Origin of the sequence: Brucella sp. NBRC 14130 (assembly GCF_040371715.1) — a bacterium.
In the GTDB taxonomy this organism is placed as follows: domain Bacteria; phylum Pseudomonadota; class Alphaproteobacteria; order Rhizobiales; family Rhizobiaceae; genus Brucella; species Brucella intermedia.
In genome coordinates this window covers 79,773-97,030 of the sequence record NZ_BAABTE010000003.1, presented here as the reverse complement: position 1 = coordinate 97,030, position 17,258 = coordinate 79,773, and the positions used below count along the sequence as shown (strand labels likewise).

Sequence of the window (17,258 nt, the reverse complement as noted above, 5' to 3'; positions counted from 1 at the left end):
ACCCCACATTAATGGTAGGTGCTGTTTCCCGCTTTATTTCCGCTTTGGGGCTCTCCTGGGCAGTTCACCCTCTGGCCGAGGCGGATATGGCTTCAAGTTTTTAGGCGGCGACCATGAGTTGACCTTCGGTAGCGACTTTTTGATGCCTCGCTGATGAAGGTAAAGACCTGCTGTCAAGTACGCGTCCTCAAGCGCTCCGTGCCGTTGTCCGATACGTGATAAACCTATTCGGGCCAAGCAGTCATCGAGCTTGGCGGACTGGCCAGACCATATTTCTCGCGACCGCTCCATGGTGCAGAATACCGGATGGGGGAGCATATCCACTTCCGCCTTCCGAAACTCCCGTTGCACATAGCGCATATCGAAATCTGCGTTATGTGCCACGATTTCATCCGCCCAATCGAACCACTTACGGATTGGAGCGGCAAGATCAGAAAACAAGTCCTGATATCGTGTCATCCAATTATCGTAGCCATGCACGGCTTCGGCCTGCGGATGGCTGTCTTTCCTTGGATCGAATATCAGATGTAGAGACTGGTGAAGAAGTTCATCACCTTCGATTTTGACCGCCCCTATGGTCACGATGCGGTCGTATGGCAACAGTCCAGTCGTTTCCGTATCGACTACAATTACTCGCTTCTTGCGTGTATGGACCGCTGGGTTTGATAACTCGTCCATGCCTCCCCCCTATTTTTCGGGAATGAAGCATATTTCAGGTTGCAGAATGGTGTAGCTTTTCGCCGCAGCATAGAAAAATCACCGCGTAGGGCGCCATCTTGCATTTCAATGGGAGAAGATCAGCAAGCCGAAACCAATAAATCGGGGAATATCCAAGTTGATCAGTAACTTGAAAGATGGTCGGAGTGAGAGGATTCGAACCTCCGACCCCCTCGTCCCGAACGAGGTGCGCTACCAGGCTGCGCTACACTCCGTGACCATGTGGCCTTGACCATTGAGGCGGCTTATAACGCTCCAGATTTCAAGCCGCAAGAGCATCTTGTCGTTTTTTTGAATGCCGAACCCGAAAAGCTGGAAAGAGCTTCAAACGGTCTCGAAAACCGGCAGCGTCCCGCCGCCAAACGCCACAAAATTGGGGTTGGCAAAACCGGCGACACCTTCGCTGGCGCGCTGGCCATAGGAGAGCGGTATCCCCTCGAAAGTGGTCGTTAGACCGCCTGCGGCGCGCAGCACGGCATCGCCTGCCGCCGTATCCCACTCCATGGTGGGACCGAAACGCGGGTAAATATCGGCTTCGCCGCTGGCAATAAGGCAGAACTTCAGCGACGAACCGATGGAAACGCAGTTGGTGATCCGGTTGTCGTTCAAGAATTTTTCCGTTTCCGGATTTTTATGGGACCGGCTGCAAACCGCCACCTGCTCGGCTCCATGAACGCGCACCCCTATCCCCCGCCGTGTTCCCAGCGCGTGATCCTTGGTCGTGGTTATTTCTTCCGCACCGCTGCCGGTTCCGACAAACAAGCGATTGCGAACGGGTGCATAAACGATGCCGAGAACCGGAGCGCCATCCTCGATCAGGCCGATATTCACCGTGAAATCGCCGTTGCGCAGCAGGAATTCACGGGTTCCATCCAGAGGATCAACCAGTAGAAACCGCCGTCCCAGTTGCGCGGGCAGACGTCCCGCCGCCACTTCCTCTTCAGCCACGACCGGAATATCCGGGGCGACCGAAGCCAGTGCGGAAAGGATGATGGCCTCCGCGTCACGATCTGCTTCCGTGACCGGAGAAGAATCTTTCTTGCTGTGAACCGCGCAACCATTCGCATAGTGCTTCATGATCGTGCGGCCCGCCTCCAATGCGGCTTCCAGCAGCACGGCAAGCATTGCTTCGCCGCTCGGATCGGCTTTCGGGGAGGCTGAAATCTTCATTTGCTCAGATTGACCAGGTATCGCTGCCATAGCTGCCGATGATACCACGCTCGGCAAGATACTTTTCTACTTCCGCGACGAGTTCGTCAACGTCCCGGCCCGTCGTGTTCAGCCGAAGCTCGGGCGATACCGGCGGTTCATAGGGAGAATCGATACCGGTAAAAGCCTTTATCTCGCCGCGCAGGGCCTGCGCATAAAGCCCTTTCGGATCGCGGGCAATGCATTCCTCTATCGGCGTATCGACGAAGATTTCGACAAATTCACCTTCAGGCAGCCGGGAACGAATGCGATCCCGCTCGGCCCGAAAAGGCGAGATGAAGGAGACGAGCACCACCAGACCTGCATCGGTCATCAAACGGGCAACCTCACCGACGCGGCGGATATTTTCTGCCCTGTCTTCCTCGGAAAAACCCAGATCGCTGTTGAGCCCGTGGCGAACATTGTCGCCGTCGAGCAGATAGGTGTGCTTGCCGAGCGCGTGCAGCCGCTGTTCCAGCCGGTTGGCGATGGTGGATTTGCCGGAGCCGGACAGGCCCGTAAACCACAGCACAGCCGGTTTCTGGAATTTCTGCGCAGCGCGGGCCTGCTTGTCGAGATCGAAGGACTGCAGGTGCACGTTCGTCGCCTGACGAAGCGCGCTGTCGATCATTCCAGCCCCAACGGTCGCATTGGTAAGCCGGTCGATCAGGACGAATGCGCCCGTTACGCGATTGTCAGTGTAGGGGTCGAATGCAATCTGATCCACGGTCTGGAGATGGCAAAGCCCGATCTCGTTGAGGTCGAGGCGGGATGCATCCTTCCGGGTGAAGCTGTCAACGTCAGTCCTGTACACGATCTCATTGATCGTTACCGGCGTCTGATCGGTCTCGGTGCGCAGCAGATAGGAGCGGCCGGGATGCAAGGCATCCTCACCGAACCAGACTATATTGGCGGAGAAACGATCCGCCACTTCGGGCCGTGATTCCGTCCCCACCAGCATATTGCCGCGCGAGACCTCAATCTCATCCTCGAGCACCAAAGTGACAGCCTGTCCTTCGGAAGCCCGTGTCAGATCGTCGTCATAGGTGGCGATGCGTTTGACGCGGGAGGTCTTGCCTGATTTGGCTACCACGACGGCATCGCCGGCGCTGATCGAACCGGATGCGACGGTGCCGGAGAAACCGCGAAAATCGAGATTGGGCCGGTTCACATATTGCACCGGGAACCGAAAAGGCTTTGCCGCCACTTCCGTGTCGATGCGCACGGTCTCCAGATGTTCGAGCAAATGCGGCCCCTGGTACCAGCCCATGCGGGCGGATGGCAGGGTGACATTGTCGCCAAAGCGTGCCGAAAGCGGGATCGGCTGGATGCTGGCAAAGCCAAGCTCCTTTGCGAAGCCCATATAGTCGGCAACGATGCGCTCAAAGGCCTCTTTCGAGAAATCGACGAGATCGATCTTGTTCACCGCCAGAACGATGTGGCGAATACCGAGCGCCGACGCAATGAAGGAATGGCGGCGTGTCTGGGTCAGCACACCCTGACGGGCGTCGACCAGCACGATGGCAAGATCGGCTGTCGATGCGCCCGTCGCCATGTTGCGCGTATATTGCGCATGACCCGGCGTGTCCGCGACGATGAACTTGCGGCGGGGCGTCGAAAAGAAGCGATAGGCGACATCGATGGTGATGCCCTGCTCCCGCTCGGCCTCCAGACCGTCTACCAGAAGCGCGAAATCGAAATCGTCGTCGGTCGTTCCGAACTTGCGGCTGTCGTTCTTCAATGACGCTAGCTGGTCCTCGAAGATCAGTTTCGTGTCGTAAAGCAGACGCCCGATGAGCGTTGACTTTCCATCATCCACCGAGCCGCAGGTGAGGAAGCGCAGCAGTGTCTTGCGTTCCTGATCGGCCAGAAAATCGCTGACTGCGGCATTGGTCGCAACAGGCTTGATTATAGCATTCATCAGAAATAGCCCTCGCGCTTCTTCTTCTCCATCGACCCGGCCTCGTCACGATCGATGGCGCGACCTTGTCGCTCGGATGTACGGGCGATCAACATTTCCTCGACAATCCCGGAGAGGTCCGCCGCACTGGATTCAATTGCGCCGGTCAGCGGATAGCAGCCAAGCGTGCGGAACCGCACCAGCCGGTTTTCCACCTGTTCGCCCGGGCGCAATTTCATGCGCTCGTCATCGACCATGATCAGCATGCCATCGCGCTCGACCACCGGGCGATGCGCGGCAAAATAAAGCGGGACGATGGGGATGTTCTCTTGCAGGATATATTGCCAGATATCGAGTTCGGTCCAGTTCGAGAGCGGAAAGACGCGGATCGATTCTCCAGCGGAAACGCGCGTATTGTAAATCTTCCACATTTCAGGCCGCTGGTTCTTCGGATCCCAACCGTGCTGTGCGTTACGGAAGGAAAAGATACGCTCCTTGGCGCGTGATTTTTCTTCGTCGCGGCGGGCGCCGCCGAAAGCAGCATCGAACTTGTATTTGTCGAGCGCCTGCCGCAAGGCGACCGTCTTCATCACATGGGTATGGACATTCGACCCGTGGCTGAAAGGTCCGACGCCCTCGCGCACGCCATCCTCGTTGATATGCACGAGCAGCTCAAAACCCTTTTCGCGGGCCTGCGCATCGCGAAACTCGATCATTTCGCGGAACTTCCAGGTCGTATCGACATGCAGAAAGGGAAATGGCGGCGGCGCCGGATAGAATGCCTTCATCGCCAGATGCAGCATCACCGACGAATCCTTGCCGACCGAGTAAAGCATCACAGGGTTGGAAAATGTTGCCGCAACCTCACGAAAAATATGGATCGCCTCCGCTTCGAGGCGCTGCAGATGCGTCAGGTTCTTGGTCAGGGATGCATGATGCACGACTACTTACTCCCGGCAACCGGATGGGGTCCAGAGCAGTTCCATCCAAACGGAGTTTGGAACCGCTCTATCTCTTTGTTTTTTCGCATTATCCAACGCAAAACCGCTTTGCGCTTTTGGCTGGAAATGCTCGAACGCGGGAGGGATGCCCAAGGTCAGAAAACGGGCTTTCATCCGGCGCAGATGCGGCAAAAGCCACAGTGCGCGCATTGTCGTGAAATGATGCGGGAAAGTGAAAGAAACCTATCGCGTATTGCAACTGGCTTGCGCGAAAAACTTACCGTATTTGCGAGCGGGGCCGGAACAAACTTGCGCGTGCTCGCAAAAGCCGATTTTCCGCCAAGTTACGGAAAATCCTACAATTTTTGTGCTATTAAACAGATTTTCCGTTCCGGAGCCGCCCGTCCGCCGGACGGCTCCAGAGCAAATTATTATCTGGCGAGGCTTGCCTGAACATCGTTCAGCGCCGCCTCCAGTGCGGACACCATCGTATCGATCTGCTGATCGTTGATGATGAGCGGCGGGCAGAAGGCGAGCGTGTCGCCCATTGCGCGCGAAATCACGCCGCGTTCCTGCAGGGCTGCATTTGCCTGCGCGCCCAGTGCGCCGGCTTGTTCAAGGCCTGTCTTGGCCTGCTTGTCTGTGACAAGTTCGACACCGGCAATAAGACCGACGCCGCGCACTTCGCCGACCAGCGGGTGATCCTGCAAATCACGCAGGCGCTTCTGCATATAGGCGCCGCGGTCCCGCGCATTGGCAACCAGTTGGCGCTCTTCAATGATCGCAAGGTTTTCCAATGCCACAGCCGCCGCCACCGGATGGCCCGATGCTGTGAAGCCGGTACCAAGCGTGCCGATCTTATGGCTTTCCTCGGCAATCGGCGCATAGACGCGCTCATTGATGAGGAATGCTGAGATTGGCAGATAGGATGACGAAAGCTGCTTCGACATGACCAGGATGTCCGGCTTGATGTCAAATGTCTGGCTGCCGAACAGGTTGCCTGTCCGTCCGAAACCGCAGATGACTTCGTCTGCGACCAGCAGAATGTCGTAGCGCTTGAGAACAGCCTGCACCTTTTCCCAGTAGGTTCTCGGCGGCACGACCACGCCCCCAGCGCCCATCACCGGCTCGCCGATGAAAGCGGCAATGGTGTGCGGACCTTCCGCGAGAATCAGTTGTTCCAGTTCATCGGCCAGCCGCGTTGCGAACTGCTCCTCGGTCTCACCCGCCTGCCCTTCGCGATAATGATGCGGACAGCCCGTATGCAATATCCGGTCGATCGGCAGATCGAAGGAGCGGTGATTGTTGGGCAGTCCTGTCAGGCTGGCTGAGGCAATCGTCACGCCGTGATAGCCGCGCTTGCGCGAAATGATTTTCTTGCGCTCCGGTTCGCCCAGCGCGTTGGAGCGATACCAGATCAGCTTGATGACGGTATCATTGGCTTCGGAACCTGAATTGGTGAAATAAGCCTTACTCATCGGCACGGGAGCCATCGAAACGAGCTTTTCAGCCAGATCGATGACGGGACCATGCGAACGATAGGAGAAGGTATGATAGAAGGGCAGCTTCTTCATCTGCCGCGCAGCCGCTTCCGCCAGACGCGGCTCCGAAAAGCCGACGCCGACACTCCAAAGCCCGGACATCGCCTCGATGTAACGCTTGCCCGTTACATCCTCGACATAAATGCCGTCGCCGCGCTCGATGACAAGCGGGCCCTCCGCCTCAAGTCGGACAGCATCGGTGTAGGAATGCAGATGATAACGGATATCGCGGGCTTCGAGAGAGTTTGGCTGAGCAGTCATTCATTGATCCTCCGGAAAGATAATGAATTTGTAGCCCGTTTCAGAAAAAGCGCAAACCGGAAGCTGCTGAAAAATGCCCTTCGGAACAAACCGCCGAGGGACTTGGGAAGTATTTAGAGAAGTCCGAACGTGCGCGCCTTGGCGACCGCCTGAACCTTATTGACCGCAACCAGCTTTGTAAGCACGTTGCTGATGTGAAAATTCACCGTGCGTGTGGATATATTGAGGATCGTGCCGATGATTTCGGCCGTCTTTCCTTCACTCGTCCACCGCAGAATTTCCCGCTCACGCATCGTCAGGTTCACTTCCGACACGCAGTTCATGGTTGGAACATCGAGATGTTCATACATCGCCAGATGCAGCAGGTTGGCCACGATCTGCAATTGACGCCGCAACATTGAAATCTCGCCGGACGACAGCGCCGGACCGCTTCTGAGAAAGGACAGCATTCCAAACACGCCTTGCGCGGCCCAGCACGGTTGCGAAATGCCGACCCTGATGCCGAAGCGCTGGGCATCTGTCCATATCTGCGGAGCCTCCGCAAACAGCTTCGATGACCAGACCAGCGGCTCGATGCTGTTCAACGCCTTGCGAACCAACGGATCTATGTCCGCATATTTTTTGTCGGCATAATGATCGGTCCATTCCTGGGGCAACGAGCCAAAACTAAGCCATTTGACCACGCCGTTCAGCAGTGGAATGCGCATGAGATAGGCCGTGTGTGCAAATCCGCACTGTCTGGCATAGGTATCTATGTATTCAAGGAGCTGTCCGGCATCGTCAGCAGATTGCATGGATTCATAAATTTGTTCCCATTTCATTGCAGACATCCCAATTAAAGACTAATTTTGAATTTATTAAAATGTGGCGCCCTTACATAAAACAGTTGCGCGATTGATGGCTACCACAACCATCGGTTTCTGACTATATAGCAAAATAGTTTCATATGAACTCAAAGTGATAAATTGTGAATATTTTTATCACAACAGTCGGTTACTAAATTAGCACTAAATGAAATACTTTGACTTCCCATACAGCCGCGAGCAGATCTGCGCTTCCGCTGCCGGAATAGCCAAAAACCTCCAACTGTTTCTTGTAAGCACTTTCGAATGGAACCCGTTTCATACTCCGCTGGAAATGCTCCTGCACCGCCGAACCTGAAACCGATTTGCATTCAGGAACAGTAGAGCCCTCTGACAGGTTCGGCAAACCTGTCAGAATGACTAGTATTTGAGATATGATTAATAGACGCCGGTGAGCGAGAGGCCCGCGACGGCCGGTCAGGCCGCCGCATCCTCGTCTTTTCCAGCGCCCGGCAGATAATTGAGTATAGGGCCGAGCCAGCGCTCCACTTCCTCGACCGCCATGCCCTTGCGCGCCGCATAATCCTCGACCTGATCGCGCTCCACCTTGGCCACGCCGAAATAGTAGCTTTCCGGATGGCCGATATAGAGGCCCGATACCGAGGAGCCAGGCCACATGGCGTAGCTTTCGGTCAGTTCCACGCCCGTATTCGCAGTCGCGTCCAAAAGGTGGAAAAGTGTCGTCTTTTCGGTATGGTCCGGCTGGGCCGGATAACCCGGAGCCGGACGAATGCCCTTATACGGTTCCCCGATCAGCTCTTCCGGCGTATAGGTTTCGTCGGAAGCATAGGCCCAGAACTCCTTGCGCACCCGTTCATGCATCAATTCAGCAAAGGCTTCCGCGAAGCGGTCAGCCAGTGCCTTCACAAGAATGGCCGAGTAATCATCGTTGGCGCGCTCAAAACGTTCGGCTATCGCCACTTCGCCAATGCCCGCAGTCACGACGAAGCCGCCGACATAATCCTGCTTTCCGCTCTCGACCGGCGCCACGAAGTCGGACATGGCCACGTTCGGACGGCCATCGCGCTTGCTCAATTGCTGGCGCAGCGTGAAGAAGGTGGCAAGTTCCTGCTTCCGGCTTTCATCGGTGAAAAGACGAATATCGTCCCCTACCGCATTGGCTGGCCAGAAGCCGACGACAGCTTTTGGCGCGAACCAATTTTCGTCGATGATCTTTTTCAGCATGGCCTGCGCATCGGCCCAGAGCTGGCGAGCGGCCTCGCCCTGCTTTTCATCTTCCAGAATCGCCGGATAGCGGCCCTTCAGTTCCCATGTCTGGAAGAAAGGCGTCCAGTCGATATAGCGGGCGATCTCCGTCAGGTCGTAATCATCGAAGGTTCTGGTGCCGGTGAAGGTCGGCTTTCTCGGTACAAAGCTCTCCCAGTCGAGCTTGTGCGCATTGGCGCGAGCGCGGGCGAGCGGCAGGCGCTGCTTTTCCGCTTCGTTGCGTGCATGGGCGGCTGCTACCTTGGCATATTCCCCGCGCAGGCCATCGATATAGGCCTGCTTGCCTTCCGGCGACAGCAGGCTGGATACCACGCCGACGGCGCGGCTGGCATCGATGACATAAACGGCCTGCCCACGTTCGTAGCGCGGATGGATTTTCACCGCCGTATGAACACGGCTGGTCGTGGCGCCGCCGATCAGCAGCGGAATGTCGAAACCTTCCCGTTCCATTTCCGCAGCGACATGCACCATTTCGTCAAGCGACGGCGTGATGAGGCCCGAAAGGCCGATCACATCCACTTTTTCGTCACGCGCCACCTGCAAAATCTTTTGCGAAGGCACCATGACGCCGAGATCGATGATCTCGTAATTGTTGCAGGCCAGCACGACGCCAACGATATTCTTGCCGATATCGTGCACGTCGCCCTTGACCGTTGCCATCAGCACCTTGCCGGCGCTCTGACGTTCACCGCCACCGATGCCATTTTCGGCGTTAAGGCGTTTTTCCTCCTCCATGTAAGGCAGGAGCACGGCCACGGCCTGCTTCATCACACGGGCGGACTTCACCACCTGCGGCAAGAACATCTTGCCCGCGCCGAACAGATCGCCAACCACGTTCATGCCGGCCATCAGCGGGCCTTCGATGACATGCAGGGGGCGTTCGGCAGACTGGCGCGCTTCTTCCGTATCGGCTTCGATATATTCGGTAATGCCGTTGACCAGCGCATGTTCAAGACGCTTTTCAACCGGCCATTCGCGCCATGTCAGATCCTGCGCCTTGGCTTCCTTCGAGCCTGAGTCGCGGAACCGCTCGGCGATTTCCAGCAGGCGCTCGGTCGAGTCAGAGCGGCGATTGAGCACCACATCCTCGCAAGCCTCGCGCAACTCGGGATCGATCGTGTCGTAAACCGCCAGCTGCCCGGCATTGACGATGCCCATATCCATGCCCGCCTGGATGGCATGATAGAGGAACACGGCATGCATCGCCTCACGGACCGGCTCATTGCCGCGGAACGAGAAGGACAGGTTCGACACGCCGCCCGACACATGCACATGCGGCAGGGTGGCGATGATCTGCCGGGTCGCCTCGATAAAGTCGACGCCGTAATTATTGTGTTCCTCGATACCGGTCGCGACGGCAAAGATATTCGGATCGAAAATGATGTCTTCCGGTGCAAAACCGACCTGTTCCGTCAGGATCTTGTAAGCGCGGGTACAGATTTCGACCTTGCGGGCTTCCGTATCGGCCTGCCCGGTTTCATCGAAAGCCATCACGACCACCGCCGCGCCATAGGCGCGGACAAGCCTGGCGTGATGAATGAAGGCTTCCTCGCCTTCCTTCATCGAGATGGAATTGACCACCGCCTTGCCCTGAACGCATTTCAGGCCAGCCTCGATCACCTCCCATTTGGAGCTGTCTATCATGATCGGCACGCGGGCAATATCAGGCTCGGCGGCAATCAGATTGAGGAATTCGACCATCGCCTTTTCGGAATCGATCAGGCCCTCATCCATATTGATGTCGATGATCTGCGCGCCATTGGCGACCTGATCCCGCGCGACATCGAGGGCTGCAGAGAAATCACCGGCCTTGATCAGCTTGCGGAAACGCGCGGAGCCGGTCACGTTGGTGCGCTCGCCCACATTGACGAAGGGAATGTCCTTGGTCAGCGTGAATGGCTCAAGGCCCGACAGACGCATCAGCGGCGCAACCTTGACGGGCTTGCGCGGCGGATGTTTTGCAACAGCCTCGGCGATGGCGCGGATGTGTTCCGGCGTCGAACCGCAGCAGCCGCCAACCACATTGACCAGACCGTCACGGGCAAAGCCCTCGATCTGTGCGGCCATTGCTTCCGGCGTTTCATCATACTGGCCGAACTCGTTCGGCAGACCGGCATTCGGATAGGCGCAGACAAAGGTATCGGCAATCGACGACAATTCGTCGAGATGCGCACGCATGGCATTGGCACCCAGCGCACAGTTGAGACCGATAGTGAATGGCTTGGCATGACGCAGCGAATGCCAGAATGCGGTCGGTGTCTGGCCCGACAGCGTGCGGCCGGAAAGATCGGTGATCGTGCCGGAAATCATTACCGGCAGAAAAATGCCTTTTTCCGCAAACACTTCTTCACAAGCGAAGACGGCCGCCTTGGCATTGAGCGTATCGAAGATGGTTTCAATCAGGATGATGTCGGAGCCGCCGTCGATCAGCCCCCTGATCTGCTCGGCATAGGCAATGCGCAGGTCGTCGAAGGTGACAGCACGAAAACCGGGATTGTTGACATCCGGCGACAGGCTCGCGGTGCGGTTTGTCGGCCCGAGAGCACCCGCAACGAAGCGGCGGCGACCGTCCTTCTGCTCGGCACGCAGGGCGGCGCGGCGGGCAAGGCGCGCGCCATCGCGGTTCAGCTCATAGACCTGATCTTCCATGCCGTAATCGGCCTGCGCAATCCTCGTGGAGGAGAAGGTGTTGGTTTCGAGAATATCCGCGCCCGCAATGGCGTAGGCGTAGTGGATTTCCTCGATAGCCTTGGGCTGCGTCAGTGTCAGAAGATCGTTGTTGCCCTGAAGCTGGCAATCGCAGGCACCGAAACGCTCACCGCGAAAATGCTCTTCATGAAAACCAAGCCCCTGGATCTGGGTTCCCATCGCGCCATCGAGGATCAGGATGCGCTCACGCGCCGCCTTGGTGAGAGCTGCCAGTACTTCGGGGCCATCCGGCTGCGCTGCCGTTGCACCAAAAAGACCTTCGAGGGAAGAGGCCATAAAACACCGCCTGTATTCTGTCTGTTACCAGGCAACGGGGCCGGTTCGCGACGTCAAACCGGAATTGCCTGCCATACGCATCTTGCGAAGGTCGCTTAATGACATAAACATATCTTTATGTCAATTCGGAAGCCGTTCTCCAATCGCATTGCCGGAGATCAACGATCTGTTGCCGGGTCCAAGAAATTGTGACTGCGGAGGGCCACCGCTCTGCCATAATGTCGGGCGTAAAATGGGCGCAGGGACGAAATGTATTGTTTATTTTTGCGCGCATCCTCACCGAAGGCGGTTTCGCATTTTCGGGATGCGCTGTGAGGAGAGACCAATGAAAAGGTTTGCTTATTCCCTGTTTGCCGCATGCCTGTCACTCGGCCTGGGACTATCCGCAGCTTCCGGGACTGCGAATGCGGCGCAACCATCTCTAATGGCGACGCCGTCCGCACAGACTTCGGCGCCGAATGTGCATCAGGTCCAATATTACGATTACCGGGGCGACCGTCGCTACTGGCGCGAACATCGCCGCCACTGGCGGCATGACTACCCGCGTTACCGCCCACACTATCGCTATGACCGACGCTATTGGGGACCGCCGCCTGCCTACCGCTACCGCGCAGCGCCAGTCTATCGCGGCGGCAACCCGCATGTACGCTGGTGCTACAATCGTTATCGCTCCTACCGAGCCTATGATAACACGTTCCAGCCCAATTACGGGCCACGGCGCCAGTGCTATTCGCCATATCTCTAAAACGAACAAGCCCCGGTTTCCCGGGGCTTGTTCTAAATGAACTGGCTCAAAAATCAGGTAACATAAGCACCGATGGAAGCCGCGACTAGGCCGATTGCGACCGCAATCATCACGCCATAGACGCGCGGCTTGTCGAAAAGAACGGCGAAAGCTGAAAACCAGCCGACGACCGCCGCGCCAAGCGCGAATAAAAAGCCCGGCTTGTCGCCGTGGTACAGGTTGGCCGCCATGAGACCGCCGATGATCAACGCGCCAAAAACGATCATCAACCCTGTGGCATATCGCTCGTAATCGTCCATTTAAATTCCTCGGTTCCGCTCCCGCCGTGACAGGTGCCGGAAACTTTCGTCAATCCATTTGGCCATTTAAGGGCATTGGCCGGTCGCTTTCACACAATCATTATTCGTGTCGTTCTTCAACCATTTCGCTGCGCCATTTTTGGCAATTGTTGCGACTTTTCACGTGAACGTTCCTGTAGCGGCCCGATAAGCGGCCCGATAAGCGGCCCAATAAGCGGCATTGTCGCGATCAAAACCGTGCTAACATCACAGTCATGGAATCGTCAGGCGTCACCATTTTCGAAACAGAGATCGGACCGTGCGGCATCGCGTGGCGCGGCGAGAAAATCGTTGGCGTCGAAATCGGAGATGCCGGCGAAAAGGAAACCCGGTATCGTCTGCGCGAACGGTTTCCGGGGGCAGACGATACTGAGGCGCCGGCTTTCGTTACCCGGGCAGTCGAGGGTGTGCGTGCGCTTCTCGCCGGAGACGATGTTGATTTTTCGGGCACGCCGCTGGCGCTCGATGCCCAACCCGACCTCAACCGGCAGGTTTATGAAATCATCCTCGAGCTGAAAACGGGCGAGACCACGACCTACGGCGCAATTGCCCGACGGATCGGTGATGTGAGTCTCTCACAGGCTGTCGGCTATGCGCTGGGCAAGAATCCGTTTCCGATCATCGTGCCATGTCACCGCGTGCTCGGCTCCAATGGCAAGGTCGGCGGCTTTTCGGCGGCGGGTGGCACGGCGACGAAGCTCAGGCTTCTCAATATTGAACGGGCGAGAACGTCCAGCGAGCCCGATCTTTTTGGCGGCCTGCCATTGCAGGAAAGGCCGCAGGCCGACTGGTAGTTATCATTTGCGAACGCAAAACCGTTTCGCGCTTGGCTCGAAAATGCTTCAGCCCTTGTCCGTCACCACATCTGCGGAAAAACGCAATTCGCGCATGGGACGCACAAGCTGTGTCGTGGCGTCGTAAATCGGATGCTTCTTGAAAGCGAAAAGCGCTTCTTCATCCTTGAACTCGGCATAGACAACCAGATCGATGCGGTCGCACATCGGGTCGACCTTGGAATTCGGCAGGACTTCAAAAAGGTCAGCGTGGGGAATGGCGGCAAGTTGCTCCAATCCCCTTTTGACAGTCTCGATATCCTGATCTTGCCTGACGCTGAAGAAAACAATGTGCCGGATCACGCCGCGACTCCCTGAAATTGCTGAGGCGTGTCTAGCGCATCAAGGCGCGCAGAAAAATGGCAAATTTGAGCGATGCGCCTAACTTGCCTTGACGCGACGCCAGGCAAACCCGCCCTCTTCCGGAATGGAACCGCGACCCGGCTGATAATATCCCGGCGTGTCGACAAGCCGGTTTTCATCAAGACGCTTCTGCGCGACCTTGTTTGTCACCTGCAATGTGTCGAAGCCCGTGCGCAGCATCAGGCTCGCCTGATCGATCAGCACGTCACCAACGGCGCGCAATTCGCCCGCAAAGCCTTCACGGCGCAAAATCTCGGCCTTGGAATAGGAGCGTCCGTCATTGAATGCCGGAAACTGCAAGGCGATCAACGGTATCCTGCCAAGATCGTCCAGAAGCGGATCGATTGCTTCGCCCGGCGCAACAGTAACGCCGATCCGGCGGTTGGAGGCGCGGCGGCGCTCCTCATCCAGCCCGAGCCAGATGGCCAGCGGAATGATGACAGCCGAAGCATCGCCCGCCGCGTCCAGATCGTCGGCAAAGACATAGTCGTCCTCGCGAAAGCCATCGGCAGACCAGAGTTTTGTTTCGTTGATTTCACTCATTTGCGGTCCATGGCTCCCAATGTTTTAAGGCTGTCGGCAAGACCCGTCAGATGGATGCCGCATTCTGTCTTTTCCGATCCCGCCCAGCGCCCCGCACGTTGATCCTCGCCATCGCCCACGGGGCGCGTGCATGGCATGCAGCCGATGGAGCGATAGCCCTGCGCGGTGAGCGGATGCGGCGGCAGATCGTGCTTTTCGGCATAGGCCTTCAAGTCCGCCGCCTGCCAGCGCGCCAACGGATTGATACGGATGCGCGGGCCGACCGATTCAAATACCGGCAAACTTTCACGGGTCGATGCCTGAAACTGCTTGCGGCCTGTCATCCAGGCCCGATAGGGCGCGACAGCCCGCGCCATCGGCTCGACCTTGCGGATGAAGCAGCAGCGGTCCTTGTCGGTCATCGACAGGGCGCCGAACGGGTCTTCGCTTTTGAGACTTTCCTCGACGGGAAGAATGTCCTGCACATCGGTCAGACCAAGCCGGTCCACCAGATCGTGCCGATAATCGAGCGTCGCCCGGAAATGCTTTCCCGTATCCAGAAACAGAACCGGGGTCGCCGGGTCGATTTCCGAGATCATATGCAAAAGCACCGCCGATTCCGCGCCGAAGGAAGACACGACCGCGATCTGCCCCCCATAGAGTTCATGCGTGGCAAGCGCGATCACTTCCTGCGGGGAAGATGCGCCGTGGCTAGCCTCAAGAAGGCGGGCTTCGGCGGCAGCACTTTCTTCGGCATCAAGCTGCACGGCTGAGTTCTCCATAAAGCGCGCGTTTGAACGGCTCCATTCCGACGCGGCGATAGGCGGCAAGGAAGGTCTCCTCCGCGCTCTCACGCAAGGCGAGATAGGTGTCCACCACCGTCTCGATGGCATCCACCACGTCTTCCGAGGAGAAACCGCGACCGGTGATTTCACCGATGGCCGATTGCTCGTCCGCCGAACCGCCAAGCGTGATCTGATAGAGTTCCTCACCCTTCTTCTCGACGCCCAGAATGCCGATATGGCCGACATGATGATGGCCGCAGGCATTGATGCAGCCCGAAATCTTGATCTTCAGATCGCCGATTTCGAGCTGGCGCTGCTGGTCGCCGAAGCGCTCGGAAATGCGCTGCGCCACCGGAATGGAACGCGCATTGGCAAGCGCGCAATAGTCGAGACCCGGGCAGGCGATAATGTCGGTGATGAGACCGGCATTGGGCGTCACCAGACCATCCGATTGCAAGAGATCGTAGACGGCGGCGAGATCGGCCTTGGCGACGTGGGGCAGAACCAGATTCTGCTCGTGGCTCACCCGGATTTCATCGAAAGAATAGGTTGCAGCAATATCCGCGACCAGCTCCATCTGTTCAGCGCTTGCGTCACCCGGAATGCCGCCGATAGGCTTGAGCGAAATGGTGACGACCGCGTAATCCGGGTGCTTATGCGGCGTGACATTACGGGCAACCCAGCTCGCGAAAGCCGGATCGGCCCTTTGCGTGACGGCCAGTATCTCCCAGCCTTCCGGCCGCTGCGGCAGGTTCGGCATACGGAAATAGCTTTCGATGGCGTCAATATCGCGCTGCGGCAGCTTCAACTCACCGTAACGGATGTCTTCCCATTCGGCATCGATCTCGCGGGTCAGTTCCTCCACGCCCGTTTCGTGGACGAGAATCTTGATGCGCGCCTTGTACTTGTTATCGCGGCGACCATGCAGATTATAGACGCGGACGATTGCCGTCACATAGGTCAGCATGTCCTCGATAGGCAGGAAGTCGCGGATTTTCTTCGCCACCATCGGCGTGCGGCCCTGACCGCCGCCAATATAGACGGCCAGCCCCAGATCGCCTGCCTCGTTCTTCTTCAGCTGCAAGCCGATGTCATGCACCTGAATGGCGGCGCGGTCATGCTCCGAGCCGACAATGGCGATCTTGAACTTCCGCGGCAGATAGGAAAATTCCGGATGCAGCGAAGACCACTGGCGCAGGATTTCCGCGAATGGGCGCGGGTCGGCAACCTCATCGGCGGCAGCGCCTGCGAAATGATCGGCAGTCACGTTGCGAATGCAATTGCCCGAGGTCTGGATGGCGTGCATCTCGACTTCCGCCAGTTCCTCCAGAATGCGGGGCACGTCCTTCAATGCAGGCCAGTTGTACTGGATATTCTGGCGCGTGGTGAAATGGCCGAACCCACGGTCATAGACGCGCGCGATGTGGCCGAGCTTGCGCAACTGGCGGCTCGACAGCGTGCCATAGGGAATGGCCACGCGCAGCATGTAGGCGTGCAATTGCAGATAAAGGCCATTCATCAGGCGCAACGGCTTGAACTGGTCCTCAGTCAACTCGCCCGCCAGACGGCGCTCGACCTGATCCTTGAACTGGGCAACACGGGCCGCAACGAAATCGCGGTCGAATTCATCATAACGATACATAGGCTAGGTCCAAATCCGCAATCAGGAAGCGCGCTTCAATTCAGGCTTGTCGAGAGGCAAATCGCCGAAGGTCACGATGGTCGGGCCGGAGAGACGGATGCGTTCGCGCAAGCGGATCGGGTAAAGCCCCTCCTCGCGCTCCTCGACATCGATCACGTTCACATCCACGACCAGATTGGCTTTCGCGGCAGTCTTTCCCGCGTCTTCAAGCGCCTCGACGGCCTCCGCATGACGGGCGACCAGCGCGCCGTCGATGGTTTCCTGCCAGGAGCCATCGGCACCAAGCCACACAGCCTGCCCATCGATGAGGCGGTTTGCAGTGAGAACTTTTACGACCATTTCCAAACTCCAAACTTTTGTTAACCGCGCATCCTGCGCTCTAACTTTTTGTTTTTGAGCGCATCTTG

The 17,258-nt window shown here is 57.5% G+C and carries 16 protein-coding genes and 1 tRNA gene; 3 read left to right on the top strand and 14 right to left on the bottom strand.

Annotated features, from left to right (window positions below):
• Positions 1-33: 33 nt before the first annotated feature.
• From ABWW28_RS06600 to cysD, 5 genes are all read right to left on the bottom strand, one after another.
• Positions 34-678 (bottom strand): 3'-5' exonuclease, encoded by a 645-nt coding sequence (locus ABWW28_RS06600; protein ID WP_112701983.1) that lies wholly within the window; start codon positions 676-678, stop codon positions 34-36.
• 177 nt (positions 679-855) lie between these two features.
• A tRNA-Pro gene (locus ABWW28_RS06595) sits at positions 856-932 on the bottom strand.
• Positions 933-1,041: 109 nt separating this feature from the next.
• On the bottom strand, positions 1,042-1,887 hold the full coding sequence (gene cysQ / locus ABWW28_RS06590; RefSeq protein ID WP_100647908.1) for a 3'(2'),5'-bisphosphate nucleotidase CysQ: 846 nt from the start codon (positions 1,885-1,887) through the stop codon (positions 1,042-1,044).
• Positions 1,888-1,891: 4 nt separating this feature from the next.
• Positions 1,892-3,826 (bottom strand): sulfate adenylyltransferase subunit CysN, encoded by a 1,935-nt coding sequence (gene cysN / locus ABWW28_RS06585; protein ID WP_112701985.1) that lies wholly within the window; start codon positions 3,824-3,826, stop codon positions 1,892-1,894.
• On the bottom strand, positions 3,826-4,746 hold the full coding sequence (cysD, locus tag ABWW28_RS06580; protein ID WP_182506227.1) for a sulfate adenylyltransferase subunit CysD: 921 nt from the start codon (positions 4,744-4,746) through the stop codon (positions 3,826-3,828). Before cysD ends, cysN begins: the two co-directional genes overlap by 1 nt.
• On the opposite strand from cysD, the gene ABWW28_RS06575 reads away from it, so the two are divergent.
• On the top strand, positions 4,738-5,199 hold the full coding sequence (locus ABWW28_RS06575; protein WP_353390584.1) for a hypothetical protein: 462 nt from the start codon (positions 4,738-4,740) through the stop codon (positions 5,197-5,199). The two genes, cysD and ABWW28_RS06575, sit on opposite strands and share 9 nt — an antisense overlap.
• Here ABWW28_RS06575 and ABWW28_RS06570 read toward each other — a convergent pair.
• The 3 genes from ABWW28_RS06570 to metH all read right to left on the bottom strand — a co-directional run bounded on the left by ABWW28_RS06570 (position 5,178) and on the right by metH (position 11,623).
• Entirely contained in the window at positions 5,178-6,548 is a 1,371-nt protein-coding gene (locus ABWW28_RS06570; protein WP_100647904.1) for an aspartate aminotransferase family protein, read from the bottom strand. The two genes, ABWW28_RS06575 and ABWW28_RS06570, sit on opposite strands and share 22 nt — an antisense overlap.
• A gap of 113 nt (positions 6,549-6,661) precedes the next feature.
• Positions 6,662-7,369: a LuxR family transcriptional regulator gene (locus ABWW28_RS06565; RefSeq protein WP_112701986.1), complete on the bottom strand. Its 708-nt coding sequence runs from the start codon at positions 7,367-7,369 to the stop codon at positions 6,662-6,664.
• Positions 7,370-7,828: 459 nt separating this feature from the next.
• Positions 7,829-11,623 carry a methionine synthase gene (metH, locus tag ABWW28_RS06560; RefSeq protein WP_113342015.1) on the bottom strand — a complete coding sequence of 1,265 codons (3,795 nt, stop codon included), beginning with the start codon at positions 11,621-11,623 and terminating at the stop codon, positions 7,829-7,831.
• Positions 11,624-11,948: 325 nt separating this feature from the next.
• Between metH and ABWW28_RS06555 the strand changes: the two genes are divergently transcribed.
• Positions 11,949-12,368, top strand: coding sequence for a BA14K family protein (locus ABWW28_RS06555; protein WP_113342014.1), 420 nt, complete (start codon positions 11,949-11,951; stop codon positions 12,366-12,368).
• A 53-nt stretch (positions 12,369-12,421) separates the two neighbouring features.
• Here the strand turns inward: ABWW28_RS06555 and ABWW28_RS06550 are convergent, their stop codons facing one another.
• A complete protein-coding gene (locus ABWW28_RS06550; protein WP_006465911.1) occupies positions 12,422-12,667 on the bottom strand; it encodes a hypothetical protein in 246 nt (81 codons plus the stop codon).
• A gap of 254 nt (positions 12,668-12,921) precedes the next feature.
• On the opposite strand from ABWW28_RS06550, the gene ABWW28_RS06545 reads away from it, so the two are divergent.
• The gene (locus ABWW28_RS06545) at positions 12,922-13,500 is read left to right on the top strand and encodes a methylated-DNA--[protein]-cysteine S-methyltransferase (protein ID WP_113342013.1); all 579 of its coding nucleotides are present in this window, start codon (positions 12,922-12,924) and stop codon (positions 13,498-13,500) included.
• 48 nt (positions 13,501-13,548) lie between these two features.
• On the opposite strand, the gene ABWW28_RS06540 is transcribed toward ABWW28_RS06545, so the two are convergent.
• From ABWW28_RS06540 to ABWW28_RS06520, 5 genes are all read right to left on the bottom strand, one after another.
• The gene (locus ABWW28_RS06540) at positions 13,549-13,842 is read right to left on the bottom strand and encodes a Dabb family protein (RefSeq protein ID WP_113342012.1); all 294 of its coding nucleotides are present in this window, start codon (positions 13,840-13,842) and stop codon (positions 13,549-13,551) included.
• Between the two features lie 78 nt (positions 13,843-13,920).
• A complete protein-coding gene (locus tag ABWW28_RS06535) occupies positions 13,921-14,445 on the bottom strand; it encodes a DUF934 domain-containing protein (RefSeq protein WP_113342011.1) in 525 nt (174 codons plus the stop codon).
• Positions 14,442-15,206 carry a phosphoadenylyl-sulfate reductase gene (locus ABWW28_RS06530; protein WP_113342010.1) on the bottom strand — a complete coding sequence of 255 codons (765 nt, stop codon included), beginning with the start codon at positions 15,204-15,206 and terminating at the stop codon, positions 14,442-14,444. The genes ABWW28_RS06535 and ABWW28_RS06530 overlap by 4 nt, the downstream gene beginning before the upstream one ends.
• Positions 15,181-16,851 (bottom strand): nitrite/sulfite reductase, encoded by a 1,671-nt coding sequence (locus tag ABWW28_RS06525; protein ID WP_112701993.1) that lies wholly within the window; start codon positions 16,849-16,851, stop codon positions 15,181-15,183. The genes ABWW28_RS06530 and ABWW28_RS06525 overlap by 26 nt, the downstream gene beginning before the upstream one ends.
• Before the next feature lie 21 nt (positions 16,852-16,872).
• Positions 16,873-17,190 (bottom strand): DUF2849 domain-containing protein, encoded by a 318-nt coding sequence (locus ABWW28_RS06520; protein ID WP_113342009.1) that lies wholly within the window; start codon positions 17,188-17,190, stop codon positions 16,873-16,875.
• Between the last annotated feature and the right edge of the window lie 68 nt (positions 17,191-17,258).

What these genes read in the sequence shown, in the direction of transcription:
- ABWW28_RS06600 (WP_112701983.1), bottom strand. Translation starts at nt 678, where the DNA reads ATGGACGAGTTATCAAACCCAGCGGTCCATACACGCAAGAAGCGAGTA.
- cysQ (WP_100647908.1), bottom strand. Translation starts at nt 1,887, where the DNA reads ATGAAGATTTCAGCCTCCCCGAAAGCCGATCCGAGCGGCGAAGCAATG.
- cysN (WP_112701985.1), bottom strand. Translation starts at nt 3,826, where the DNA reads ATGAATGCTATAATCAAGCCTGTTGCGACCAATGCCGCAGTCAGCGAT.
- ABWW28_RS06575 (WP_353390584.1), top strand. Translation starts at nt 4,738, where the DNA reads ATGATGCACGACTACTTACTCCCGGCAACCGGATGGGGTCCAGAGCAG.
- ABWW28_RS06570 (WP_100647904.1), bottom strand. Translation starts at nt 6,548, where the DNA reads ATGACTGCTCAGCCAAACTCTCTCGAAGCCCGCGATATCCGTTATCAT.
- ABWW28_RS06565 (WP_112701986.1), bottom strand. Translation starts at nt 7,369, where the DNA reads ATGAAATGGGAACAAATTTATGAATCCATGCAATCTGCTGACGATGCC.
- metH (WP_113342015.1), bottom strand. Translation starts at nt 11,623, where the DNA reads ATGGCCTCTTCCCTCGAAGGTCTTTTTGGTGCAACGGCAGCGCAGCCG.
- ABWW28_RS06555 (WP_113342014.1), top strand. Translation starts at nt 11,949, where the DNA reads ATGAAAAGGTTTGCTTATTCCCTGTTTGCCGCATGCCTGTCACTCGGC.
- ABWW28_RS06550 (WP_006465911.1), bottom strand. Translation starts at nt 12,667, where the DNA reads ATGGACGATTACGAGCGATATGCCACAGGGTTGATGATCGTTTTTGGC.
- ABWW28_RS06545 (WP_113342013.1), top strand. Translation starts at nt 12,922, where the DNA reads ATGGAATCGTCAGGCGTCACCATTTTCGAAACAGAGATCGGACCGTGC.
- ABWW28_RS06535 (WP_113342011.1), bottom strand. Translation starts at nt 14,445, where the DNA reads ATGAGTGAAATCAACGAAACAAAACTCTGGTCTGCCGATGGCTTTCGC.
- ABWW28_RS06530 (WP_113342010.1), bottom strand. Translation starts at nt 15,206, where the DNA reads ATGGAGAACTCAGCCGTGCAGCTTGATGCCGAAGAAAGTGCTGCCGCC.
- ABWW28_RS06525 (WP_112701993.1), bottom strand. Translation starts at nt 16,851, where the DNA reads ATGTATCGTTATGATGAATTCGACCGCGATTTCGTTGCGGCCCGTGTT.
- ABWW28_RS06520 (WP_113342009.1), bottom strand. Translation starts at nt 17,190, where the DNA reads ATGGTCGTAAAAGTTCTCACTGCAAACCGCCTCATCGATGGGCAGGCT.